The organism is Serratia sp. (in: enterobacteria), assembly GCF_051654945.1.
Classification (GTDB): domain Bacteria; phylum Pseudomonadota; class Gammaproteobacteria; order Enterobacterales; family Enterobacteriaceae; genus Chania.
In genome coordinates, this window is record NZ_JBOFZA010000028.1 from 1 (window position 1) to 25,738 (window position 25,738).

A 25,738-nucleotide genomic window follows, 5' to 3' on the forward strand; every position below is an offset into this window, starting at 1 on the left:
CGAGATGAGTCTTCCCTGGGCCTTTAAGGCCCCTGAAGGAACGTTTAAGACTAAGACGTTGATAGGCTGGGTGTGTAAGTGCAGCGATGCATTGAGCTAACCAGTACTAATGATCCGTGAGGCTTAACCTTACAACACCGAAGGTGTTTTAGTAGAGATTGTAGAGATTTTCAGCGATGTTCCGAGATTGGTTCTGATGGCGACACGTAAGTGAAGCGGTTGGAATGAAACAGATTTGCCTGGCGGCAATAGCGCGGTGGTCCCACCTGACCCCATGCCGAACTCAGAAGTGAAACGCCGTAGCGCCGATGGTAGTGTGGGGTCTCCCCATGCGAGAGTAGGACACTGCCAGGCATCAAATTAGTGTGCTGATATGGCTCAGTTGGTAGAGCGCACCCTTGGTAAGGGTGAGGTCCCCAGTTCGACTCTGGGTATCAGCACCACTTTATTCGAAGTGGTTTAGAAGTTCGGCAGAAAAAGAATTAGAAAGAATTTGCTTGGCGGCAATAGCGCGGTGGTCCCACCTGACCCCATGCCGAACTCAGAAGTGAAACGCCGTAGCGCCGATGGTAGTGTGGGGTCTCCCCATGCGAGAGTAGGACACTGCCAAGCATCAATTAAGCCGAGAGGCCATCCGTAAGGATGGCCTTTTTGCTATGCGCCGAAAACAGAAATCCCCTCATCCCAACCCTCTCCCACCGGTGGATCGAGAGCACCATAAGCACCTGTTTGAGGGAGACGGTCCGGTGTCGTGGTTAAGCCTATGCTGCCTCGGAAAGTATGGGGAGTTTCAGCGGACTCAGTCGGTCCCCTCTCCCTGTGGGAGAGGGTTAGGGTGAGGGGCTATCCCAATTTAGAGTTTTAAACGACCTTCCCTGCCTGGCGATGAAACATTTTCACCTTCCCGCTGAATCCTCGACATGACACGAAAAAGACGCTATCGTCAGGCATCTAGAAGTCTAAACGTATAAACGGATGTGTGAGGGAAAAGCAATGCCGATTCGTGTGCCTGATGAGTTACCTGCGGTCAATTTCTTGCGTAATGAGAATGTGTTTGTCATGACATCCTCACGCGCAAAAACACAGGAAATCAGGCCGTTAAAGGTGCTTATCCTCAACCTGATGCCGAAAAAGATCGAAACGGAAAACCAGTTTCTGCGTTTGCTTTCCAACTCGCCACTACAGATCGATATCCAACTGCTGCGTATCGATAGCCGCGAATCGAAGAACACGCCGACAGAGCACCTGAATAATTTCTACTGCAACTTTGAGGATATCCAGGATGAGAATTTTGACGGGCTGATCGTCACCGGGGCTCCGTTGGGCCTGGTAGACTTCTGTGATGTCGCCTACTGGCCGCAGATCGAGCGGGTGATCGAATGGGCCAAGGATCATGTGACCTCAACCCTGTTCGTCTGCTGGGCTGTGCAGGCTGCGCTAAACATCCTGTATGACATTCCAAAGAAGACGCGGGAGGTGAAGCTCTCTGGGGTGTACCAGCATCGTACGCTGCATCAGCATGCCTTGCTGACCCGAGGTTTTGATGAAACCTTCCTGGCGCCGCATTCCCGCTATGCCGATTTCCCAACCGAGATCCTGCGGCAGTACACCGATCTGGATATTTTGGCGGAGTCGGAGCTGGCGGGTGCCTACTTGTTCGCTACCAAGGATAAGCGCATGGCCTTTGTCACTGGTCATCCGGAATACGACACCCTGACGTTAGCGGGCGAGTATTGTCGCGATAATGATGCAGGCCTCAACCCGACCGTACCACTAAATTATTTCCCCGATGATAACCCCGAACTGACCCCCGCAGCCTCATGGCGTAGCCATGGCCACCTGCTGTTTTCCAACTGGTTAAACTACTACGTCTACCAGATCACGCCATACGATCTGCGTCATATGAACCCAACCCTCGAGTAACATTTTTCTCTGCACGAGGTGGCTGAATCGAGGCCGCCTCCACTTACCCCACCGTTTTTCCTGTCAAATCTGCAACGTTTCAGCATCAATAATTCCTTTTAAAACAATAGATTGTTTGGTCTCCGTTATCTTAATGGAACCGGTTTCCTTGTTTGTTGCCAATGATAAATATTCTAATTAATTGATAATAAAAGGTTAATAAAATATTTATTAAAAAAATGGAAATCGTTTTTGATTTTTAAATTTTGTTGGTTATTCTAGGATCCTGACGGGATGACATCTGACCAGTTGGCGGCTGTTTTTTACCCGATTTCCGACAACAATGCTTCGCCTGGCCAGCAATGGCGGCGTGGAATGATGGCAAGGATCAAGACAATGACGCAACAGATGGTAGGTACGGAATTAGCATTCACACAGGCCTTTGGCGCAGCAGAGCGGCAGATACTGACTGATGATGCGGTCGAGTTCCTGGCGGAACTGGTGGGGAAATTCACGCCACAACGCAACAAGCTGTTGGCAGCCCGCGCCAGCTGGCAAGAGAAAATCGATGGTGGTGAGTTACCTGGGTTTATTTCGGAAACGAATTCCATTCGGCAAAGTGACTGGCAGATCCGTGGCGTTCCTGGTGATTTACGCGACCGTCGGGTAGAGATCACCGGTCCGGTTGAGCGCAAAATGGTGATCAATGCCCTGAACGCCAACGTCAAAGTGTTTATGGCAGACTTTGAGGACTCATTGGCCCCAAGCTGGGACAAGGTGATCGATGGGCAGATCAACCTGCATGATGCGGTTAATGGCACCATCTCTTACACCAACGAAGCCGGTAAGGTTTACCAACTCAATGCCAACCCGGCGGTATTGATTGCTCGCGTGCGCGGCCTGCATCTGCCGGAAAAGCACGTGCAGTGGCAGGGCGAAGCTATCCCCGGTGGGCTGTTCGATTTCGCCCTGTATTTCTTCCATAACTATCGTCAGTTGCTGGCAAAAGGCAGTGGCCCGTATTTCTACCTGCCGAAAACCCAATCCTGGCAAGAGGCGGCCTGGTGGAGCGAGGTGTTCAGCTTTACCGAGGATCGCTTTGAGCTGCCACGCGGCACCATCAAGGCCACCGTGCTGATTGAAACGCTGCCAGCGGTATTCCAGATGGACGAGATCCTGTATCACCTGCGCGATCATATCGTCGGGCTGAACTGTGGCCGCTGGGATTATATTTTCAGCTATATCAAAACGTTGAAGAATCATGGCGATCGCGTGTTGCCGGATCGTCAGTCCGTCACCATGACCCAGCCTTTCCTCAGTGCCTATTCACGCTTGCTGATCAAGACCTGTCACAAGCGCGGCGCTTTCGCGATGGGGGGTATGGCCGCATTTATCCCAAGCAAAGACGCTGAGCAAAATGCGGTGGTATTGGGCAAGGTGCGTGCGGATAAAGAACTGGAAGCGACCAACGGCCATGACGGTACCTGGGTGGCACACCCAGGGCTGGCAGATACGGTGATGGAAGTATTTAACCGCATCCTTGGTGAGCGACAGAACCAGCTGGAAGTGCTGCGTGAGAATGATGCTCCTATCACGGCGGCGCAGCTGTTGGAGCCGTGTGACGGTGAACGTACCGAAACCGGTATGCGTGCCAACATTCGCGTGGCGGTGCAATACATCGAAGCCTGGATTTCCGGCAATGGCTGCGTACCGATTTACGGCCTGATGGAAGATGCCGCCACCGCCGAGATTTCACGTACCTCCATCTGGCAATGGATCCACCATGAGAAGAGCCTCAGTAATGGCCAACAGGTGACCAAAGCGCTGTTCCGGCAGATGCTGCAGGAAGAAATGCTGGTTGTCCGTAAAGAATTGGGCGAGGCGCGTTATCACGCGGGCCGTTTTGATGAGGCGGCACAGCTGATGGAGCGCATTACCACGCAAGACCAATTAATCGATTTCCTGACCTTACCCGGCTACGAATTACTGGCCTGAAACCGTTCCTGACCTTTAACCCTACCGTATTGAAAAGGATAAAATTATGACGACCTCTCGTACCCAACAGATCCAACAGCTGGAACAGGAATGGAAATCGGCACGCTGGGAAGGCATCACCCGCCCCTACAGCGCTGAAGACGTGATTAACCTGCGTGGATCGGTCAACCCGGTTTGTACGCTGGCGCAGAACGGCGCGGCCAAGCTGTGGGAGCTGCTGCACGGTAAATCCCGCAAAGGGTACGTGAACAGCCTTGGGGCGTTGACCGGTGGCCAGGCGCTGCAACAGGCGAAGGCGGGTGTAGAAGCGATCTACCTGTCCGGCTGGCAGGTCGCGGCCGATGCCAACACTGCTTCCGCCATGTATCCCGATCAATCACTGTACCCGGTAGACTCCGTCCCGACGGTGGTTGAACGCATCAATAATACCTTCCGTCGTGCGGATCAGATCCAATGGGCGAACCAGGTTGAGCCGGGCAGCAAAGGCTATACCGATTACTTCCTGCCGATCGTGGCGGATGCGGAGGCCGGTTTTGGTGGCGTACTGAACGCTTTTGAACTGATGAAGGCGATGATCGAAGCGGGTGCGGCCGGGGTACACTTTGAAGACCAACTGGCGGCGGTCAAGAAGTGCGGTCATATGGGCGGCAAGGTCTTGGTGCCGACTCAGGAAGCGATTCAAAAACTGGTTGCGGCGCGTTTGGCGGCTGACGTACTCGGTGTACCAACCTTGCTGATCGCCCGTACCGATGCCGATGCGGCAGATCTGCTGACCTCTGATTGCGATCCGTATGACAGCGCCTTCGTGTCTGGCGAACGTACCGCCGAAGGTTTCTATCGCACCCATGCCGGCATTGAGCAGGCTATCAGCCGTGGTTTGGCCTATGCCCCTTATGCCGATCTGGTGTGGTGCGAAACTTCTACGCCGGACCTGGAAGCGGCCCAGCGCTTTGCTGACGCGATCCATGCCCAATTCCCTGGCAAGCTGTTGGCTTATAACTGCTCACCATCATTCAACTGGAAAAAGAATCTGGACGATCAGACTATCGCCCGCTTCCAGGACGCGCTGTCCGCCATGGGTTACAAGTACCAGTTCATCACGCTGGCCGGTATCCATAGCATGTGGTTCAACATGTTCGATCTGGCACACGCTTACGCACGCGGCGAAGGCATGAAGCACTATGTGGAAAAAGTGCAGCAGCCAGAGTTTGCAGCGGTTGAGCGTGGTTATACCTTTGCTTCGCATCAGCAGGAAGTGGGGACCGGCTACTTCGATAAGGTCACAACCATTATTCAAGGTGGTGCTTCCTCGGTAACGGCTCTGACGGGTTCTACCGAAGAACAGCAGTTCTGATCCCTCAAGGAGCCTGGCTCGGTGTCAGGCTCTGGTTTCATTCCTGAATGGCAGAGGCAAAGATGGCGGAAAAACTGGAGCTGTTGATTGCACAAACGATCCTGCAGGGCTTTGATGCGCAATATGGCCGCTTTCTTGAGGTGACGGCCGGGGCACAGCAGCGTTTTGAGCAGGCAGACTGGCCCGCCGTGCAGCAGGCAATGAAACGACGTATCCATCTTTACGACCACCACGTCGGTCTGGTGGTCGAGCAACTGAAATGTATCACCGGGCAGAAATATTACGACGCGGACTTCCCCAATCGGGTGAAAGCAGTTTATACCGAGCTGTTACCGGACTATCCGCGTTTTGAGATTGCCGAAAGCTTCTTCAACTCGGTGTACTGCCGGCTGTTTAAACACCGGGACTTAACCCCAGATAAACTGTTCGTCTTCAGTTCGCAGCCCGAAAGGCGCTTTCGTGATATCCCCAGACCATTAGCCCGTAATTTTACCCCCAACGGTGATTTGGCTGCCATGTTGCACAGCCTGCTGACCGACCTGCCTCTGCGCCTGCCGTGGGAAGATCTGCCGCGCGATATCCGCTATATCACCCAAGCTTTACTGCAAACGTTCAGCTCACAGCAACTGGCTGGGGCGACGTTCCAAATCGGTAACGAACTGTTCTACCGTAACAAAGCGGCCTGGTTGGTCGGGAAACTGCGGTTGGCCGACGGGGTCTACCCGTTTCTGCTGCCAATCCACCACAGCGAGTCTGGTGCATTATTTATTGATACCTGCCTGACCAGCAAGGCAGAGGCCAGCATCGTGTTTGGCTTCGCACGTTCCTATTTTATGGTGTATGCCCCATTGCCCGCGGCGATGGTCGAGTGGTTGCGGGAGATCCTGCCGGGCAAGACCACCGCCGAACTGTATATGGCGATTGGCTGCCAGAAGCATGGTAAAACCGAGTGCTACCGCGAATACCTGACCTTTATGGCCCAGTCGCAGGATCAATTCATCATTGCGCCGGGTGTCAAAGGCATGGTGATGTTGGTATTTACGCTGCCGTCTTTTGATCGGGTGTTCAAAGTGATCAAAGATGAATTTGCCCCACAGAAAGAGGTCACGCAGGCACAGGTGATGGCCTGCTACCAACTGGTTAAAGAGCACGATCGTGTCGGGCGGATGGCCGATACTCAGGAATATGAGAATTTCGTGGTGGATAAAGCGCGCATCAGCCCGGAATTGTTGGCGGAATTACAGCGCGAAGTGCCGGAAAAATTGGAAGATCTTGGTGACCGGGTGGTCATCAAGCACCTGTATATGGAACGGCGAATGACGCCACTGAACCTGTATCTGGAGCAGGCCGACGAGCGGCAGATGCACGATGCCATCGAAGAATATGGCAATGCGATCAAGCAACTGGCCGCCGCCAATATCTTCCCCGGCGATATGCTGTTCAAAAACTTCGGTGTGACACGGCATGGCCGCGTGGTGTTTTACGACTACGACGAGATTTGCTACATGACCGAGGTGAACTTTCGCAATATTCCGCCGCCGCGCTACCCGGAAGATGAGCTGGCCAGCGAACCCTGGTACAGCATTTCACCCAACGATGTTTTCCCCGAAGAGTTCCGCCATTTCCTATGTGGCGACCAGCGCATTCGCAAGGTGTTTGAGGAGATGCACAGCGATCTGTTCGAAGCGGACTATTGGCGAGGGTTGCAGCAGCGCATCAAGGAGGGGCATGTCGAAGATGTGTTTGCCTACCGTAAAAAGCGGCGCTTCAGCCAGCGGACTTTACCTCCCGCCATGCCTAAATCAGCTTGATAGCAAGGAGCGGCGTTGCCAAGCCCGCTCCTCAGGTGGGGCAATAGTTAGCTCAGGCGTTCAATAATCATCGCCGTGCCTTGGCCACCGCCGATGCACAGCGTTGCCAGCCCCAGGGTTTTATCTCTGGCTTGCAAGGCGTGTAGCAGGGTGACCAGAATACGTGCACCGCTGGCACCTATCGGGTGGCCCAGTGCGATAGCACCGCCGTTGACGTTAACCTTCTCCTCAGCGAATCCCAGCGTTTTACCCACCGCCAAAAATTGCGCGGCGAAAGCTTCATTGGCCTCAATCAAATCGATATCCGTCAGTGCCAAACCGGTTTTCTTCAGCGCATTAAGGGTTGCCGGTACCGGGCCCATTCCCATCAGCGCCGGAGCCACGCCACCGCTGGCATAGCCGCGGATACGCGCCAGAGGGGTCAAGCCCAGCTGGCGGGCATGGTTTTCCGCCATCACCACCAAGGCGGCGGCGCCATCATTAATCCCGGAAGCATTACCGGCGGTGACGCTGCCGTCTTTGCTAAAGGCCGGGCGTAACTTGGCCAAACCTTCCGCCGTGGTAGCCGCTTTAGGGAACTCGTCGGTATCAACGACAATATCGCCCTTCCTGTGCTTCACCGTGACGGGCACGATTTCTTTCGCAAAAGCGCCGCTGGAGATGGCGGCGACCGCCTTCTGCTGCGATGCCAGCGCCAGCGCGTCTTGTGCTTCGCGAGTAATGCCATATTCCTTGGCGACATTCTCTGCGGTGATGCCCATGTGGTAATCATGCATGGCACACATCAAGCCGTCTTTCAGGATCACGTCAAACAGTTGACCATCCCCGAGTCGATAGCCCCAACGCGCTTTGCTATCCATCAGGTAGGGCGCCTGGCTCATATTTTCCATACCGCCAGCGATAATGGTTTGTGCATCTCCGGCTAAAATGGCCTGCGCGGCCAAGGCCACGCTTTTCAAACCGGAACCACAGACTTTGTTGACGGTATAAGCGCTGACGGTGTCGGGTATGCCACTTTTCAACAGCGCCTGCCGTGCCGGGTTCTGGCCTAATCCAGCCTGGAGCACATTGCCTAGAATCACTTCATCAACCTGCTCGCCGCCGATACCGGCACGAGTCATGGCTTCACGCAGGACCAACGAACCTAAATCTGTTGCGCCAACGGGAGCCAACGCGCCATTGAAGCTACCAATTGCCGTGCGTACGGCGCTGACGATAACGATACTCTCCATACGGTAATTCCTTATGTGACAACGCTAGAATAGGGTGAGGCCGATCACGAAAATGACGCCGGAGAACAGCAGGGCGGTGACGCAGTAACCCATGATGTCGCGGACCCCCAGACCGGCAATAGCCAGGGCGGGGAGCGCCCAGAATGGTTGCGCCATGTTCATCCACTGCTCGCCATAGGCGATAGCCATCACCGACTTACCTAAATCGGCCCCTAAGGCCTGAGCGGCAGGAATAACGAACGGCCCCTGGATCACCCAGTGACCGCCGCCTGATGGCACGGCAAAGTTAATCAGCGCCGAGCTGAAGAAGGTCATGATGGGGAAGGTGTCTTTATTGGCCACGTTGATGAAGAACTCGGTGATCAGGCCGCCGAGGCCGGAGTGTTCCATCATCAGTTGGATCCCGGCATAGAACGGGAACTGCACCAAAATCCCTGCCGTACTCTTGGCGGCCGCAGAGATGGCGCGCATATAGGCCATTGGGGTTTTGTGCAGCAGGATCCCGGCAATCATAAACATCATGTTTACCGTATTAATCGTGATGTTGAAGCCCTTTTCCCAGAAGTTCATCCCTAAATAGGCGATACCCAGCGCGCCGATGATGAAGGCAATAATGCGGCTTTCTTCCATTTTTTCGGCAATCGGCGCATCAGCAGACAGCTTTTTCTGGAAGCTAGGTTCTTCTGCCAACAACGCGGGATCGACACTCACCACTTCGTGTGGTTTCGGCATCATCATGCGGGTGACAAAAGGCATCACCAGGATCAGACCTAAAGTAATAAACAGGTTATAGCCAGTGAACATGGTGTCGGAAACCGGGATCAAACCGGCGATATGCTCCACCGGGTTGCCTGGCGTGGCAGCTAACAGCGGCATCGAGCCAGAGAAACCGCCGCCCCAGGTCAGGAAACCGATGTAGGCACAGGCAATTAACAGCGGATAATCCGAGCCGGGAATGCGGCGTGCAACTTCGCGGGCAAACATCGCGCCGACCACCAGGCCAAACCCCCAGTTGATGACGCAGGCCACCGAACCGAGGAAGGTTACCAACATCACCCCTTGAGCTGGGGTTTTAGCGACCGAAGCGGTGAGCGTCAGGATGCGTTTGACCGGTGCAGAGGTTGCCAGAGCATGGCCGGTGACGATAATCAGCGCCATCTGCATGCCGAATGCCAGCAGATTCCAGAAGCCATTACCCCACATATTCACCATTTCGATCGGTGTATGCGGCGTGAGTGCCAGTGCGATACCAAAGGTCAGCATCGTCAGCAGCATGGCAAAAATCAGCGGATCGGGCAGATAGCGGCTCACGAAACCGGTTAAAAAGCGCGAGATGCGGCCAATCATACGGCACCTTCCTCTAGCGCAATCGGCATGACTGTGAAGCCCGGAGACACGGAGAATTTAGCCGCTGTTTTAGCCTGAATGGTGTCCAATGTGACACCCGGTGCATGTTCCTTCAGTACCAGTCGGCCTTGTTCGAAGCTGAAAACGGCCAGCTCGGTCACTACCATGCTGACCTTGTTTTTCGCGGTCAGCGGCAGTGTGCAATGCTCAAGGATTTTGGAGGAGCCATCTTTGGCGCAATGCTCCATCGCAATGATCACCCGCCGTGCCCCGGTAACCAGATCCATCGCTCCGCCCATGCCAGGGACCATTTTCCCCGGCACCATCCAGTTGGCGAGGTTGGCCTGCTGATCGACCTGTAGGCCGCCAAGCACGCTGACATCAACATGGCCGCCACGGATCAAGGCAAAGGAAAATGCGCTGTCGAAGGCCGCTCCGCCTGGCAAGATACCGCAGGGCTGCCCACCGGCATTGACCAGATTGGGATGTGCCTCGGTAACCGGTGCCAAACCAAGAAAGCCATTTTCAGATTGCAGGGTGATATGAATATCGGTGGGTAAAAAATTAACCACCTGAGTGGGCAACCCGATACCCAGATTGACGATGTCCCCATCGTGCAGTTCAAGGGCCACGCGGCGGGCGATAAGTTCTTTGGCGTTCATTATTGGTTCTCCTGCGGGCAGACAATGTGATCAATTAACGCGGCGGGGGTGATGACGCAGTCAGGGGTAATGCTGCCGATATCCACCACGGACTCCGGTTCGGCGATCACAATGTCTGCGGCCAATGCCATCAGTGGGTTGAAATTGCGGGCGCTGAGTTGGTAGGTCAGGTTGCCCTGATAGTCGCTAAGGTGAGCGCGTACCAAGGCCAGATCGGCGCGCAAAGGCAGTTCCAGCAGATAGTCGATATCGTTCAGCGTAATTTTTTGTTTGCCTTCTTCGACCACGGTGCCAACACCGGTGGGCGTCAGAAAACCGCCCAGACCGGCACCACCACAGCGGATACGTTCGGCCAGCGTGCCCTGCGGAACTAACTCAACCTCCATCTCGCCCGAGATCATGCGACGGCCGGTTTCGGGGTTGGTGCCGATATGGGAGGCGATCAGCTTTTTCACTCTGCCGCTGGCGACCAAGGGGCCGACGCCGGTATCGACGAAGGCGGTATCGGTCGTGATTAAGGTCAGATCTTTTACGTTCGCCGCCAGCAGGGCTGAAATAAGACGGGGTGGGGCACCCACGCCCATAAATCCCCCAATCATGATGGTCATGCCATCACGAAAATAGGCCGTTGCCTGCTCAATATCGATGAGTTTTCTTTTCATGGTTATCCCTTATATTTGACGCTAAAAAAGAGTTTCAATTAAGGAATTGCAACCTTCATGCCAATTGAGCTTGATTGCTAAAAAACCATTAACGGCCTGATATTCACAGGGATCGCTGGGTTGTTATTTAATTGTTTAATAAGATGTCGAGTTAATTAACAATGAGGTGTGCAATTTCTTGCACAGGGGGTGCACATTTTGTTACTCAGAATAAAAATAAGCGGTGACGCCTGACGATCAAAGTAATGTGATCTCAGGCGCTATTTCGGGGAGGGGTAAATCGCACAGTTAATATTTGTTTATATATTATCTGGTGGTGTGGAGGACTGAGAGTCGATGCGATATTCTTGTAATTTATACATCAATGCTCTGCGGCTAATACCTAACGCGCGTGCGGTTTTAACCCGATTGTCCTGATTATCTGCGAGCGCAGAGCAGATCAGCTCGCGTTCGTAAGCTTTAATATTTTCTTTTAAGTTTAAACCCGGTTCGGCAAACAGAGGGCGCTGACTATTGGATTGGACGGGGGGGGATTGTTGTAAATGTTCCGGTAAATCCTCCGGGAAGAGGATAAAGCCGGTACTCATAATCACGGCTCGCTCAATCGCATTGGAAAGTTCCCGGATGTTACCCGGCCACGAATAAGCATCAAGAATGGCCTGTGCGCTGGGGTCTATCTCAATGATCTCTTTGCCATTTTCGGCATTGAACTTCTGCAGGAAATGCCGGGCCAACAACGGCACGTCTTCCGGCCTTTCGCGCAGTGGCAGCGGGGAAAGATGGATCACGTTCAGGCGGTAAAACAGATCCTGGCGGAACTCGCCTTGCTCTACCATGGCCGCCAGATTGCGATTGGTCGCGGCAATTAGCCGAATATCGGTTTTAATGGTTTTGCTGCCGCCGAGTCGCTCGAACTCTTTCTCCTGTAGCACCCGTAGCAATTTAACCTGCAGATTGTGCGGCATTTCGCCGACCTCATCCAGCAGCAATGTCCCAAGATTGGCCCGTTCAAACAGGCCCTGACGCTGCATATGTGCGCCGGTAAAGGCTCCTTTCTCGTGGCCGAAGAGTTCACTCTCCAGCAAGGACTCCGGTAGTGCGCCGCAGTTGATCTTGATAAATGGCCCTTTGGCTCGCGGGCTGTTGTAGTGGATCGCTTTAGCGATCAACTCCTTGCCGGTGCCGCTTTCACCGGTTATCAGCACGCTGGCGTGGCTCATGGCGATTTTTGCCGTATCGCGGCAAAGCTCCATCATTTTGGCGCTGTTGGTGAGCAATCGGCCCCATTGATAACTGTCCGACAAGGCACGGTGCAGGCGATTGATCTCCAGCTTCATCTCCTGCAACTGCATGGCACGGCTGATAATGATTTTCAGCTCATCCAGATCGAAGGGTTTAATCACATAATCAAAGGCACCCAGGCGCAGTGCCTCAACCGCTGTCTCTACGGCGGCATAGGCGGTCATGAGGATCACCGGTGTTTCTTGTCGTGTCTGGCGCATGACTTGCAGGGCCTCAAGGCCGCTGATTTTTGGCATGCGGATATCCATCAACACAATATCCGGGGCCTGTTGCTTAAATTGTTCCAGCGCTTGCTCGCCGTCAGCGGCACAGATAGGCTGGTGGCCATCAAGGCTAAACACGGTGGTTAACATGCGGCGAACGTTTTCTTCATCATCCACGATCAGAATACGGTATGACTTTTTCATCAGAGATCCCCTGCGTCATGCTTGACTGGCAAGATAATAATAAATGTGGTTCCTTGATGCTGCTGGCTTTCTAGTTTTATTTCGCCATCGTGAGAGGTAATAATACGCTGACTGATAGACAAGCCTAATCCGGTGCCAGAAGGCTTGGTGGTGTAAAACGGATCAAATACTTTCGACTTAATCTCATCGGCAATGCCACAGCCGTTATCCTGAATGGTGACCTGCTGCCGGTTTTCATCCATCGCTTGGGTGGTAATGGTAATTTCCCCTCTGGCAGCAATCGACTGGACGGCATTAATCAGAATATTAAGCAGCACCTGTTTTAATAATTCACCGTCGGCCTCAATATCACTCAATCCTTCATCCCAATGAACATGAAAATCAACCCTGGCCTCTACGCCTTTGGTTTTCACCAGGATCAGGCTTTCCCGCAGGATTTGATTTAAATTGACCTGATGATAGCGGCCAATGCGCGGGCGAGAGAAATCGAGCAACTGCTGGATCACCCGATTAATCGACTGTACTTCTTTCAAAATGATGTGGGTATATTCGAGCCGCTGCGGATCTTGTTCACTGTCTTTGAGGATTTGCACAAAACCGCTGATGGCCGTTAATGGATTGCGAACTTCATGGGCGACCCCAGCCATCAGCTCACCAAGCGTTGCCAGGCGTTCGGCTTGCTCAATGCGGCGCTGGACTTCCTTTTTGGCGGTTAAATCGGTGAAGATGGCCAGCGCCCCCAGCGTTGCTCCTTGGGCATTACGCAGTTGGCTGGTACTGATGCTGAGTTGTATGGTGCGAGTTTTACCTGGGTAATCAATTTCTAACGCGACATGCTCGATGCCACGGAACAGGGTGTCCAATACCGGGCTATTAAAGTCGACCTTTTCAAACACGTCCGCATAAGGTTTCCCCATCAGTTCTTTACGGCTGTAGCCGGTGATGAGCTCTCCTGCGGGGTTGATCATGGTGACGCAGCCATTGATATCCACCGAAATAACTCCGTCGGCGGCGCTCTCGAGAATTAATTCATTGAGCGTTTTGGTTTCCCGCAATGCGCGGGATAAGGCATTAACGCTGGCAGATATTTCCCCCATTTCACCCTTCATCGCCGGAAGGTCGCTATTCAGGTTTAGCGATAAATTGGTCAGGCTGGATTTGATCACGTCAATATCCGAGGCGAAGCGGCGTGAAAAGGCCACGATCAATCCTAAGCTCAATAGCAGGCCGATGCCGATCACCAGCATAATTTTGATATCCATCGACAGCGCCTGACGATCGATATCGTTCGACAGTTCGTTGGCCCAGATATAGCCGAGGATCTGGTTATCGCGTTTGATGGGGATCATAGCGTTCATAATGTTGCCACGCACCTGCGAACCACTGCTTACCTGCGGTTTGCCGCTGGCCATCACTTCATGGCCGGGGTGATCGGGATTAATCGAAATACCGACCGCATTGCCATATTGCCGCTGTGGGGCGTAGGTAATAATAGCGTCCAGTTCCTGATTATAATAACCCGCCCCAACGCCGGAAAATGCACGGGTGATCTCATCGGTAACCGGGGCCAGATGCTGGTTCAGTGCCTTGATGCGCTGTTCTCTGGGCAGCTCACGATATAGCGTAAAGCTGTCGCCCAGCGCAGTATCCAGCAAGGTGGTGACGGCAAACAGCTTGGCCTTCTTCTCTTGCAACAGGGCTTCGCGCCCTTCGTTTTCAACCAGATAGCCGATGATTAAGGTGGGTAGCGAAACCATGATGATGGCCAGGACGATCATTTTGCTGCGCAGGGTGTGAGGGAGTCGTTGTTGGATGAAGGCGTGTAAACCTGGCAAAAATGAATTCATCAGACTATATCCTGGCGTTATCGTCTGTCGGTCAGGGCAAGGTCATCAGTAAACAGCGCCAGATGCACTTTCAGGCTGGCCGAACCGGAACGGGTGGGTTGAGTGTACGCATGTCCTCTTTTTAAGCAATAGTTGTACCAGTTGTTCGTGAGGCACGTAGTAAACCGGTGGGAAGATCGTGGGTAAGGCCCAGTTTACTGGGCCCTGGCAGGATTAAAACGTGATGCAGCAAGCCCCCTGCTCAGCACCGGAAAGCTGGCTGCGTAATGCCCCAAACAGCTCACGACCACAGCCGTGCCTTTCACTACTCAGGTCTGGTTGGCATGGGGAACGCTTGGCCAGCTCAGCCTCATCGACCAGCAACTGCAGCTCGCCGGTAAGGCCATTCACGCGGATCAGATCGCCGCTTTGTACTTTGGCCAACAGGCCGCCGGTGTAGGCCTCCGGGGTGACATGAATAGCCGACGGGACCTTACCGGAAGCACCCGACAGGCGGCCATCGGTCACCAACGCCACCTTGAAACCGCGATCCATTAATACGCCAAGCGGCGGCATCAGTTTATGCAGTTCAGGCATACCGTTGGCTTGCGGGCCCTGGAAACGCACCACTACCACACAGTCCCGATCCAGCTTACCCGCTTCGAAGGCGGGGACGATATCGTGCTGGCTTTCAAAGACGATCGCCGGAGCTTCGATAATCTGATTATCGACGGGCACCGCCGACGTCTTCATCACCGCGCGGCCCAGATTGCCAGCCAGCACTTTGGTGCCGCCATGATGTTCAAACGGCTTGGCGACGCTGGCTATCACGTTGGCGTCCAGCGAGCTTTCCGCCCCGTCGCGCCAGGCCAGTTGGCCATTGTCCAGCCAAGGTTCCTGGGTATAGCGTTCAAGGCCGAAACCGGCGACGGTATGCACATCCTGATGCAACAGCCCGTGGTTCAGCAGCTCGCGCACCACTAATTGTACGCCGCCTGCGGCCTGGAACTGGTTGATATCCGCCGGGCCGTTGGGGTAAATACGGCATAACAGCGGTACGGCGTCGGAAAGCTCGGAGAAGTCATCCCAGTTGATGATGATGCCCGCTGCCCGAGCCATGGCCACCATATGCATGGTCAGGTTGGTCGAGCCTCCGGTCGCCAGCAGCGATACGATGCCGTTGACGATCGCTTTTTCATCAACCAACTGACCAATTGGCAGGTAATTACCGGCGGTTTCTGTCAGGCGGGTTATCTGGCGAGCGGCGGCATCATTCAGTGCATCGCGCAGTGGCGTGTCTGGATGCACGAAAGAGGCTCCAGGCAGATGCAGGCCCATCACTTCCATCACCATCTGGTTGGTATTGGCGGTGCCGTAGAAGGTGCAGGTGCCAATGCCATGATAAGAGGCAGCCTCGGCCTCCAACAGTGCATGACGATCGGCTTTGCCTTCGGCATACAGTTGGCGCACTCGCACTTTCTCTTTATTCGGCAGGCCGCTGCTCATCGGCCCGGCCGGCACGAATATGGCGGGCAAATGGCCAAAGGAGAGGGCAGACATCACTAATCCCGGCACAATCTTGTCGCAGATCCCCAGGAACAGCGCGCCGTCGAACATATTGTGAGACAGGCCAATGGCGGCAGACATGGCAATCACGTCGCGGCTCATCAACGAAAGCTCCATGCCGTCCTGCCCTTGCGTCACGCCGTCGCACATGGCCGGCACGCCACCGGCAACCTGGCCTACGGCCCCCACGCTGTGCAGCGCCTGCTTGAGCCGTTGTGGGTAGTTTTCATAAGGCTGGTGGGCGGAGAGCATATCGTTGTAGGCGGTGATGATGGCGATATCGCTGCGCACCATGTTTTTCAGGGCGGCCTTATCGTCGGGCTGGCAGGCGGCAAAGCCATGGGCCAGATTGCCACAGGCTAGCTGAGAACGGTGTACCGTCTGCGTGCGGGCCTGACTAATGCGTGCCAGATAGGCGGCTCGGCTCTCTTTGGAGCGTTCAATGATGCGTTGTGTTACGCGGTCCAAGGTGTTGTTCATCATGGCGTCCTCTCTTTATGCGCAGGCAACCTGTGGCTGGAAGCTCTGGATATGCCGTACGGTGTCGGCAATGACCCCATCCAACGGCTGATCGATGTCGATATCTTTGACGTCGCTTTCATCTTTGCCCGGCTGTTCCAGCGTGGCGAACTGGGTGACCAGCATTTGGGGTTTGAAAAAATGCCCCTTGCGGGCGGCCAGCCGTGCCTCGATCACTGGGAAATCACCGTGCAGATAGATGAAAGACAGGTTGTCGTTACCGGCACGCAGCCGATCGCGATAATGCTTTTTCAGCGCAGAGCAGACGATAATCGAGACCGCATTGGTACGCTGCATGGCAAAGGCGGCATCATTCAGGGCAGCCAACCACGGCGCGCGATCGTCGTCATTGAGCGGTTCACCCGCGGCCATCTTCTGGATATTACGGCGCGGGTGGAGAAAATCACCGTCCAGGAAGTTGGCGGAAAGCTGTTGGGCAACGGCATTGGCTACGGCAGACTTGCCGCTGCCGGAAACGCCCATAATGACGTAAACACGATTCTGACTATTGGCCATGGTTTGGTTTCCCCTCTCTGCGAGCCATATGACTTTGTTACCGGTAACATGTTATCGGTAACAATATCGGGGGAAGTGCGAAAGGTTGCAATCGGCTTCGGTTGCCAAGATCGCTAACTGTGATCGATTTCATACTTTTCGCGGGTAGGTAAACAAACTCTCTACAGGGCGATACAGAAATATAACAGGGGAAGGTCGGACTCTCTTTTCAAGCTATGACGTAGGGGCGCCGCATGCCGCGCCCGCCAGGTTAACGTACGCCGCCATACTCCAGGCTGATCTCTTTTGCCGCGTGGATCACCAGCGCGCCTAACTCAGTCACGCGATCGTCGGTAATGCGCGACACCGGGCCGGAGATGGAGATAGCCGCAAAGGCTTCGCGGTGCTCGTCAAAGATGCAGGCGGCCAGGCAGCGCAGGCCGAGGGCATGTTCTTCATCGTCAAACGAGAACCCTTGTTTACGGATCACTGCCAGCCCTTCTTTCAGGTTATGCGGCGTCAGCGTGTGCGGGGTATAGGTATGCATGCCTTTTTTATGCAGCAACCGGGTCACCTCATCATCCTGCATACTGGCCAGAAAGGCTTTGCCCGCACCAGAGGCGTGCATCGGCAGTTTGCCGCCAATCGGGGCCGACATCCGCATCAGCGCGGTACATTGCACCTGATCGATAATCACCGCCTGATCTTCGGCTTTGTCCATCACCGCCAGGTTGACCGTTTCACCGGATTCTTCCATCAGGCGGCGTAGCGTTGGATGCACCATCGCCAGCAGGTTACGGCTTTGCAGGAAGCTGCTGCCCACCACAAACGCATGAGCCCCCATCGTCCACAGGCCCAAATCGCCCACCTGACGCACAAAACCCTGCTGTTGCATGGTTGTCAGTAGACGATGGGTGGTGGAGTTGGGCAACCCGGCCTGCTGAGCGAGATCGGTCAACGCAACATTGCCCTGGGCTTCGGCAATATATTCCAATAATTTCAGACCACGGGTCAGTGATTGGACCTGGCCGGTCGCCGTACTGGCGGCGGGCGCGGCAGCGCGAGGTTTTTTGCCGCGCTTGGCGGGAACGGGAGTGGCCATGATTCACCTTCTGCTTTCCGTATGATGGAATTCATTTTCGTTTTTTGCGGATGAATTGCAAGTTGCTTCTCCGCTCATCGGATCTGTTGGTTCACGAACCTGAAAAACTCTCAATACCCGCTCGCAACTTTGCCGCCATAACCTGTGCTAGGATGTCAGACCCTCCATCTTTCAAGTTGCAGGATGCATGACGGGCGCAGCGTGCCGCGCCGCAACAACATTGGGATGTGGGGTAATAGTCGTCGGGCGGATAATCGGGTGTGAAGGGGCTACAGTGATAAATCGAGAGGAACAACTGCGTCAGCAGTTAGCGCAGCGAATTTTAGTGTTGGATGGCGGTATGGGCACCATGATCCAGAGCTATCGGCTGGAAGAGGCAGACTACCGTGGTGAGCGTTTTGCCGATTGGCAAAGCGATCTCAAAGGCAATAACGACCTGCTGGTGCTGAGCAAGCCAGAGGTGATCGTCGCGATCCACAACGGTTACCTGGAAGCGGGGGCCGATATCCTCGAAACCAACACCTTCAACTCGACTACCATCGCGATGGCCGACTACCATATGGAGTCACTGTCCGCCGAGATTAACTATCAGGCCGCCTTGCTGGCTCGCGCCTGTGCTGATGAGTGGACCGCACGTACCCCGGAAAAACCACGTTACGTGGCTGGCGTGCTTGGCCCAACCAACCGCACCGCCTCCATTTCCCCAGACGTTAACGATCCGGCCTTCCGTAATGTTTCCTTTGACCAACTGGTTGAGGCATACCGCGAATCGACCCGTGCGCTGGTGGAGGGGGGCGTCGATCTGATCATGATCGAAACCATCTTCGATACCCTGAATGCCAAAGCGGCGGCCTTTGCGGTCGAAACCGAATTTGAAGCGCTGGGCGTAAACCTGCCGATCATGATTTCCGGCACCATCACCGACGCTTCTGGCCGTACCCTTTCCGGCCAGACTACGGAGGCGTTCTACAACTCGCTGCGTCATGTTAAACCGCTGACCTTTGGCCTGAACTGTGCGCTCGGGCCGGATGAGCTACGCCAATACGTGGCGGAGTTGTCCCGCATCTCTGAAAGCTATGTCACCGCCCACCCGAACGCCGGTTTGCCCAACGCTTTTGGTGAATACGACCTTGATGCCGAAGAGATGGCGAAACAGGTGGGTGAATGGGCGCATGCCGGCTTCCTGAATATTATCGGTGGTTGCTGTGGCACCACTCCGGCGCATATCGCTGCGATGGTCAAAGCGGTAGAGGGCGTGCCGCCACGGCAGTTGCCAGAGTTACCGGTAGCCTGCCGCTTGTCAGGCCTTGAGCCGTTGAATATCGATGCCAAATCGCTGTTCGTCAACGTGGGGGAGCGTACCAACGTCACCGGTTCGGCTCGGTTCAAGCGATTAATTAAAGAAGAAAAATACAATGAAGCGCTGGCCGTGGCCCGCCAACAGGTGGAAAGCGGTGCCCAGATCATCGACATCAACATGGATGAAGGGATGCTCGACGCCGAAGCGGCGATGGTGCGTTTCCTCAGCCTGATCGCCGGTGAGCCGGATATTGCCCGCGTGCCGATCATGATCGACTCCTCCAAGTGGAGCGTGATTGAACAGGGTCTGAAATGTATCCAGGGCAAAGGCATCGTCAACTCAATCTCGATGAAAGAGGGCGAAGAGGCCTTTATCCACCATGCCAAACTGGTACGCCGCTACGGGGCTGCCGTGGTCGTGATGGCCTTCGATGAAGTTGGCCAGGCGGATACCCGTCAGCGCAAATTCGAGATTTGCCGCCGGGCATACCAGATCCTGACCGAGCGTGTGGGTTTCCCGCCGGAAGATATCATTTTTGACCCGAACATTTTTGCCGTCGCGACCGGTATCGAAGAGCATAACAACTATGCCGTCGACTTTATCGAAGCCTGCGCCGACATCAAAACCCATCTGCCGCACGCGATGATTTCTGGTGGTGTGTCCAACGTCTCCTTCTCGTTCCGTGGCAACGATCCGGTGCGTGAAGCGATCCATGCGGTATTCCTGTATCACGCTATTCGCAACGGCATGGATATGGGGATCGTCAACGCCGGGCAGTTGGCGATCTATGACGATCTCAGCACTGAACTGCGCGAAGCCGTGGAGGATGTGGTGCTCAACCGCCGTCAGGACGGCACCGAGCGTCTGCTGGAGCTGGCGGAGAAATACCGGGGCAGCAAAGACAACGAAGTGGCGGTGCAGCAGGCCGAATGGCGCGGCTGGCCGGTAGTGAAGCGCCTGGAGTATTCGCTGGTCAAAGGCATTACCGAATTCATTGAGTTAGACACCGAAGAAGCGCGCCAGCAGGCAGATCGTCCGATCGAAGTGATCGAAGGGCCGCTGATGGCCGGGATGAACGTGGTGGGCGATCTGTTCGGCGAGGGCAAAATGTTCCTGCCGCAGGTAGTAAAATCGGCCCGCGTGATGAAGCAGGCGGTGGCCTACCTCGAACCATACATTGAGGCCAGCAAACAGAAAGGGACCACCGCCGGGAAAATTCTGCTGGCGACGGTGAAGGGCGACGTACACGACATCGGCAAAAACATCGTTGGCGTGGTGCTGCAATGTAACAACTACGAAATTATCGATCTGGGCGTGATGGTACCGACGGACAAGATCCTGAAAACCGCCCGCGAGCAGAAGGTGGACATTATCGGCCTGTCTGGCCTGATCACCCCGTCGCTGGACGAAATGGTCAACGTGGCTAAAGAGATGGAGCGCCAGGGCTTTACCCTGCCGCTGCTGATTGGCGGCGCGACGACCTCCAAAGCGCATACGGCGGTGAAGATTGAGCAGAACTACAGCGGCTCGACCACCTACGTGCAGAACGCCTCGCGTACCGTTGGCGTGGTTGCGGCACTGCTGTCCGACACCCAGCGCGACGAGTTTGTCGCCCGCACCCGCAAAGAGTACGAAACCGTACGTATCCAGCACGGGCGTAAAAAACCGCGCACGCCACCGGTTAGCCTGCAACAGGCGCGCGACAACGCCATGGTGCTGGATTGGGAAAACTATCAGCCACCAGTGCCGAACCAATTGGGGGTGTTCCCGGTTGAGGCCAGCATTGACACCTTGCGCCACTATATCGACTGGACACCGTTCTTTATGACCTGGTCGCTGGCGGGCAAGTATCCACGCATTCTGGAAGATGAAGTGGTGGGGGAAGAGGCCAAACGCCTGTTCCAGGACGCCAACGAGATGCTGGATATGCTGGCCGCTAACGGTAGCCTCAACCCGCGTGGCGTCTACGGCCTGTTCCCGGCCAACCGCGTCGGGGATGATGTAGAAGTCTACCGCGATGAAAGTCGAGATGAGGTGCTGGTGGTCAGCCGTCACCTGCGTCAGCAAACGGAAAAAACCGACTTTCCGAACTACTGTCTGGCCGACTTTGTGGCACCGAAAAGCAGCGGTAAAGCCGACTACTTTGGCGCGTTCGCGGTTACGGGCGGGCTGGAAGAAGATGAACTGGCGGCGGCTTATGATGCCAAGCATGATGATTACAACAAGATCATGGTCAAGGCGTTATCCGATCGTCTGGCAGAGGCCTTTGCCGAATACCTGCACGAGCAGGTGCGCAAGCTGCATTGGGGCTTCGCCACCGATGAAAATCTGAGTAACGAAGAGCTGATCCGTGAGAATTATCAAGGCATTCGCCCGGCACCCGGCTATCCTGCTTGCCCGGAGCATACCGAAAAAGCGGAGATCTGGCAGCTGCTGGACGTTAACCGCCATACCGGTATGGAGCTGACAGAATCCTTCGCCATGTGGCCTGGGGCAGCGGTATCCGGCTGGTATTTCAGCCATCCGCAGAGCAAGTACTTTGCCGTGGCGCAGATCCAGCGCGATCAGGTAGAAGACTACGCGCAGCGTAAAGGGATGAAGATCGGCGACGTAGAGCGCTGGCTAGCCCCGAATCTGGGATACGATGCAGATTGATTTGCAGCCGGCAGGCTGAAAGAGACAGGGGAACAACGTGTCTATCGACGAACTGTTAAAGCTGCATCCGGTGATCGCAGCGGTAAAAGATAATGAAAGCCTACAGGTTGCGGTGAAGTCGGACTGCCAGATCATCTCGGTGCTGTACGGCAACATCTGCAATATTGGCCGTATTGTGCAGCAGGTGAAAGAGGCGGGTAAGTATGCCTTTGTGCACGTTGATTTGCTGGAGGGCAGCTCCAACAAGGAGATCGTGATTAATTTTCTGAAGATTGTCACGGCGGCGGACGGCATTATCAGCACTAAGGCTTCAATGGTGAAGGCGGCGCGTCAGCAAGGCTTCTACACAATTCACCGGCTGTTTATCATGGATTCGATCTCTTTCCACAATATCGACAAGCAGGTCGCGCAATCGACGCCGGACTGCATCGAAATCCTGCCGGGTTGTATGCCTAAGGTGCTCGGTTGGGTGGCAGAAAAGATCGACCTGCCGATCATTGCCGGCGGTCTGGTGTGCGATGAGGATGATGCACAAACTGCGCTGAATGCCGGGGCCATCGCCGTCGCCACCACTAATCACCAAGTGTGGAAGCTGAAGCTGTAATCGTGAGAAGGGCACCGCGACGGGTGCCCTCACCTGCTTAATCGACCAATGGACTGAGCGCCTGTAACAGTGGATCCAGATGTTTATTCACCTGCTGATACACCTGTTGGTTGAGCTGACTGTAGAACCGATGGTTTTTCATATTCGGTTCGAAACTGTCCCCCATTCGTACCAGCTTCTGCGCGGCCTGCTCGTAATCAGTAAAGACGTTCACGGCCATCCCGGCATTGATGGCGCAGCCAACCGCCGCCGACCCTTTCATCACGTTACGGCTGGTAGGGATGCCAAACACATCGGCAAAGATCTGCATAAACAGATCGCTGTTGGCCCCGCCGCCAGAAATGATCAGGTGCTTGAACGGGGTTTTCAGCTCCAGCGCCATTTTGTCCATATGGTTCTTCATGGTGAAGGCAATGCCCTCCAGCACCGAGCGGTACATATGGGCGCGGGTGTGGCGGCCATCGAAGCCAATCATGGCTCCTTTACGGAACTCCGCTTCTGATGGTGGTGCCCAGTCGTGTACGGTGATGAGTCCTTCACAACCCGCAGGAACGCGTTCTGCCTCCTGATTCAGTAACTCCTCAATGCTGGTTCCGGCATCATGGGCATCCGACAGGGCAGCCGCGCCAAACTGATCGCGGAACCAACTGATGGTCCACATACCGCGCCGCACGCCCATGCATTCATACAGGTAACGGCCAGGGATCGAGGCCTGGAATGGCCAGAAGTTTTGGGCATCTTTCACGTTGGCATGGCCGTGAACCATGGCACCAATATAGGTTCCGAGGGAAATCAGCGCCACGCCTTCATCCAGTGAACCGGCGCCCAGTGCTTCCACCGCTTTGTCATGCGCGGTAGCAACCACAGGAATACCTGCGGGGATGCCAAGCTGCTGAGCGACTTGCTGAGTGATATGACCGAGGATGTCACCTGGCTTCACTACGTCCAGCACCATGTCGCGCGTCAGGTTGCAGCTTTGCCAGGCGGCGGGATCGGTACTCCAATCGAGGCTGTCGTTGTCCATCGGCCACCAACCGATGTAGTTGGCGCAGGTGTCTTTGAACTCGCCGGTCAGGCGATGGGTGATGTAACCCGACGTGGTCGTCACATAACGCACGCCTTGATAGGCATCGATATATTCGTAAGGTTTGTTCAGGCGCTTATCCATCCAGTTGATCACCGGATAGGCCAGTTCACCATTTTCCTGCAACAGTACCCGGCAGCAGCGCACGATACAGATGCCCATCGCCAGAATGTCCTGCGGTTTACCACCCCGTTCGTCGAAACGTTGCATAGCACGGCGGAAGGCGACCTTCAGTGAGTCCCACAGGTCATCATCTGGATGTTCTGCCAGCAGCGGTGCCGGGATATCCATCTTGCGTAGCTGCTGTTTCCCTTCGCAAATTGCGTTGCCGTCCAGATCAAAAATCACCACTTTGGCGCTTTGGGTGCCCACGTCCACGCCCATCAGATACTTGCTCTTCATATCGCAACTCCTTGAAATAATTATTCGGTGACCGGCTGTGTCGCTGTGTTCTTGGCGCCAGCGCGCTTGATGTTGTTAGACAGCAGGAAGGTGAACACGACTACCAGGCTGGTGGCACCCAATCCCATCAACCACATGTTGTGATAGGCCTCGGCGGCGGGCAGGGTGTCTTGCCAATGGCCGATAATCGGATAAACAAACACATCAGGCAGGAAGCCGATTACCGAGCAGATCCCCACGGTGGTGCCCATAATGTATTTTGGCGTTCTGGCTTCGCCGATGCAGGCGAAATACAGCCCGCGTGAGGCGTAGCAGGTGAAGGCCAGCAACAGGATCAGGCCAATACCCACGGCTACCGAAGTCGGGTTCTGATTGGTGATCAGCAATACCACCAGGGTGGCAATGCTCACTAATGCCAGCAACTGGATGGCCCGCGTCGGCGATTTCAGCCGGGTATAAGTCGTGATGATCCCACCGAGTGGCCCGCACATGGCCCGGAAGATCTTGTTGATCACGATCCCCATATAACTGGCGGCGACCAGGGTCATACCGTACATTTCGGTCAGGTAGTTGGTGGAGTAGCTGAGGATGGCGTAGATGGTATAGACGCCAAAGATGATCATGCTGCAATACCAGGTGGTGCTGATTTTGAGCACCGAGAGAATATCGCCCAGGCTGAATTTATGGGGTTTCTCGGTTTCGTCACTGCTGACAAAGCCGTCGGTGACAAAGAACCAGCAGAGAATGCCCAACAGGATATACACGCCGCTGTAGATCAGGATCACCGCTTTCAGGCTATTAGGGTTTTCCGGCGCGAACAGCGAGAAAATCCACATGGTGAATACCGCCAGCGCCATCACGCCAACGCCGCGTAGCCCTTCCATCCAGCCCATGATTTTGCCCTGTTCTTCATGGTTGCCGAGCAGCGAAGCGGCTTTGATCGAGACTGACCACAACAGAAGGATGGTGGTGATTGCGAAGGCGACCTGGATCAGGATCATTACCAAGAATGGCGGGTAGACCGCCATCAGCAGCCCCAACAGGCCGGTGGCGATCATCGCGAAGGTCATCATCTTGCGATGAGAGAACTTATCGGCAATGATCCCGCTAGGGGCGTAGAGAATAATCGCGGTGATACCAAAGGTGCTCATAATCAAGCCGATTTCGGTATTGGAGAATCCCATAAACTTGGCCATCGGGATTTGATAAATATAACGCAGATAGGCGAGATCGAAACTTACTCCGCCGCTGATACTTATTATTGCCAGCGTTAACCAACGGTGGGAATTATTTTTTTCCATGGTAAAGTTCCGCATAAATATACCCATTAATTGTTAATTTAACCGTTATTGGGTACATCGCGTTAAACAAAAAAAGAGAAAAGCAAGCTTCCCGCAGTGCAGGAAGTTACTTTTCTCTTCGTCTCTTTCAGTAACTGCGTTAATAAATAACACGGCAGGCTGTATTTCATCTGTGAGAGTTATCACAAAACCGAGGTGGGACCATTTGGT

General features: G+C 54.7%; 17 protein-coding genes, 1 tRNA gene and 3 rRNA genes. 10 read left to right on the plus strand and 11 right to left on the minus strand.

Annotated features, from left to right (window positions below; genetic code table 11):
• The 8 genes from ACRDCA_RS02380 to aceK form a co-directional block, all read left to right on the plus strand.
• Nucleotides 1-131, plus strand: a 23S ribosomal RNA gene (locus tag ACRDCA_RS02380); the annotation flags it as partial.
• Nucleotides 132-238: 107 nt separating this feature from the next.
• A 5S ribosomal RNA gene (gene rrf / locus ACRDCA_RS02385) occupies nucleotides 239-354 on the plus strand.
• A gap of 13 nt (nucleotides 355-367) precedes the next feature.
• Nucleotides 368-443, plus strand: a tRNA-Thr gene (locus ACRDCA_RS02390).
• Between the two features lie 53 nt (nucleotides 444-496).
• Nucleotides 497-612, plus strand: a 5S ribosomal RNA gene (gene rrf / locus ACRDCA_RS02395).
• A 381-nt stretch (nucleotides 613-993) separates the two neighbouring features.
• Nucleotides 994-1,923, plus strand: coding sequence for a homoserine O-succinyltransferase MetA (gene metA, locus ACRDCA_RS02400; RefSeq protein ID WP_438688146.1), 930 nt, complete (start codon nucleotides 994-996; stop codon nucleotides 1,921-1,923).
• Between the two features lie 375 nt (nucleotides 1,924-2,298).
• On the plus strand, nucleotides 2,299-3,897 hold the full coding sequence (aceB, locus tag ACRDCA_RS02405) for a malate synthase A (RefSeq protein ID WP_438688147.1): 1,599 nt from the start codon (nucleotides 2,299-2,301) through the stop codon (nucleotides 3,895-3,897).
• Between the two features lie 46 nt (nucleotides 3,898-3,943).
• A complete protein-coding gene (gene aceA, locus ACRDCA_RS02410) occupies nucleotides 3,944-5,251 on the plus strand; it encodes an isocitrate lyase (protein WP_025119560.1) in 1,308 nt (435 codons plus the stop codon).
• 62 nt (nucleotides 5,252-5,313) lie between these two features.
• Complete coding sequence (aceK, locus tag ACRDCA_RS02415; RefSeq protein ID WP_438688296.1) at nucleotides 5,314-7,062, plus strand: bifunctional isocitrate dehydrogenase kinase/phosphatase; 1,749 nt, start codon at nucleotides 5,314-5,316, stop codon at nucleotides 7,060-7,062.
• Nucleotides 7,063-7,109: 47 nt separating this feature from the next.
• Here the strand turns inward: aceK and ACRDCA_RS02420 are convergent, their stop codons facing one another.
• The 9 genes from ACRDCA_RS02420 to iclR all read right to left on the minus strand — a co-directional run bounded on the left by ACRDCA_RS02420 (nucleotide 7,110) and on the right by iclR (nucleotide 18,182).
• Nucleotides 7,110-8,294: an acetyl-CoA C-acetyltransferase gene (locus tag ACRDCA_RS02420; protein ID WP_438688148.1), complete on the minus strand. Its 1,185-nt coding sequence runs from the start codon at nucleotides 8,292-8,294 to the stop codon at nucleotides 7,110-7,112.
• A gap of 24 nt (nucleotides 8,295-8,318) precedes the next feature.
• Nucleotides 8,319-9,641, minus strand: a complete 1,323-nt coding sequence (locus tag ACRDCA_RS02425; protein WP_438688149.1) for a TIGR00366 family protein — start codon at nucleotides 9,639-9,641, stop codon at nucleotides 8,319-8,321.
• Nucleotides 9,638-10,303 (minus strand): CoA transferase subunit B, encoded by a 666-nt coding sequence (locus tag ACRDCA_RS02430; RefSeq protein ID WP_438688150.1) that lies wholly within the window; start codon nucleotides 10,301-10,303, stop codon nucleotides 9,638-9,640. The genes ACRDCA_RS02425 and ACRDCA_RS02430 overlap by 4 nt, the downstream gene beginning before the upstream one ends.
• On the minus strand, nucleotides 10,303-10,965 hold the full coding sequence (atoD, locus tag ACRDCA_RS02435; protein WP_438688151.1) for an acetate CoA-transferase subunit alpha: 663 nt from the start codon (nucleotides 10,963-10,965) through the stop codon (nucleotides 10,303-10,305). Before atoD ends, ACRDCA_RS02430 begins: the two co-directional genes overlap by 1 nt.
• Nucleotides 10,966-11,264: 299 nt before the next feature.
• Nucleotides 11,265-12,674, minus strand: a complete 1,410-nt coding sequence (gene atoC / locus ACRDCA_RS02440) for an acetoacetate metabolism transcriptional regulator AtoC (protein ID WP_438688152.1) — start codon at nucleotides 12,672-12,674, stop codon at nucleotides 11,265-11,267.
• On the minus strand, nucleotides 12,674-14,521 hold the full coding sequence (gene atoS / locus ACRDCA_RS02445; RefSeq protein ID WP_438688153.1) for a two-component system sensor histidine kinase AtoS: 1,848 nt from the start codon (nucleotides 14,519-14,521) through the stop codon (nucleotides 12,674-12,676). The genes atoC and atoS overlap by 1 nt, the downstream gene beginning before the upstream one ends.
• 213 nt (nucleotides 14,522-14,734) lie before the next feature.
• On the minus strand, nucleotides 14,735-16,549 hold the full coding sequence (gene edd / locus ACRDCA_RS02450; RefSeq protein WP_438688154.1) for a phosphogluconate dehydratase: 1,815 nt from the start codon (nucleotides 16,547-16,549) through the stop codon (nucleotides 14,735-14,737).
• A 12-nt stretch (nucleotides 16,550-16,561) separates the two neighbouring features.
• The gene (gene gntK, locus ACRDCA_RS02455; protein ID WP_438688155.1) at nucleotides 16,562-17,101 is read right to left on the minus strand and encodes a gluconokinase; all 540 of its coding nucleotides are present in this window, start codon (nucleotides 17,099-17,101) and stop codon (nucleotides 16,562-16,564) included.
• 250 nt (nucleotides 17,102-17,351) lie between these two features.
• Nucleotides 17,352-18,182, minus strand: a complete 831-nt coding sequence (iclR, locus tag ACRDCA_RS02460; protein WP_179250609.1) for a glyoxylate bypass operon transcriptional repressor IclR — start codon at nucleotides 18,180-18,182, stop codon at nucleotides 17,352-17,354.
• Between the two features lie 274 nt (nucleotides 18,183-18,456).
• On the opposite strand from iclR, the gene metH reads away from it, so the two are divergent.
• Both metH and ACRDCA_RS02470 read left to right on the plus strand, forming a co-directional pair.
• Nucleotides 18,457-22,137 carry a methionine synthase gene (metH, locus tag ACRDCA_RS02465; RefSeq protein ID WP_438688156.1) on the plus strand — a complete coding sequence of 1,227 codons (3,681 nt, stop codon included), beginning with the start codon at nucleotides 18,457-18,459 and terminating at the stop codon, nucleotides 22,135-22,137.
• Between the two features lie 37 nt (nucleotides 22,138-22,174).
• The gene (locus ACRDCA_RS02470) at nucleotides 22,175-22,741 is read left to right on the plus strand and encodes a glycerol-3-phosphate responsive antiterminator (RefSeq protein ID WP_438688157.1); all 567 of its coding nucleotides are present in this window, start codon (nucleotides 22,175-22,177) and stop codon (nucleotides 22,739-22,741) included.
• A gap of 37 nt (nucleotides 22,742-22,778) precedes the next feature.
• Here ACRDCA_RS02470 and ACRDCA_RS02475 read toward each other — a convergent pair whose 3' ends face one another.
• The gene (locus ACRDCA_RS02475; protein WP_438688158.1) at nucleotides 22,779-24,227 is read right to left on the minus strand and encodes an FGGY-family carbohydrate kinase; all 1,449 of its coding nucleotides are present in this window, start codon (nucleotides 24,225-24,227) and stop codon (nucleotides 22,779-22,781) included.
• A gap of 20 nt (nucleotides 24,228-24,247) precedes the next feature.
• Nucleotides 24,248-25,528: an MFS transporter gene (locus ACRDCA_RS02480; RefSeq protein ID WP_438688159.1), complete on the minus strand. Its 1,281-nt coding sequence runs from the start codon at nucleotides 25,526-25,528 to the stop codon at nucleotides 24,248-24,250.
• Between the last annotated feature and the right edge of the window lie 210 nt (nucleotides 25,529-25,738).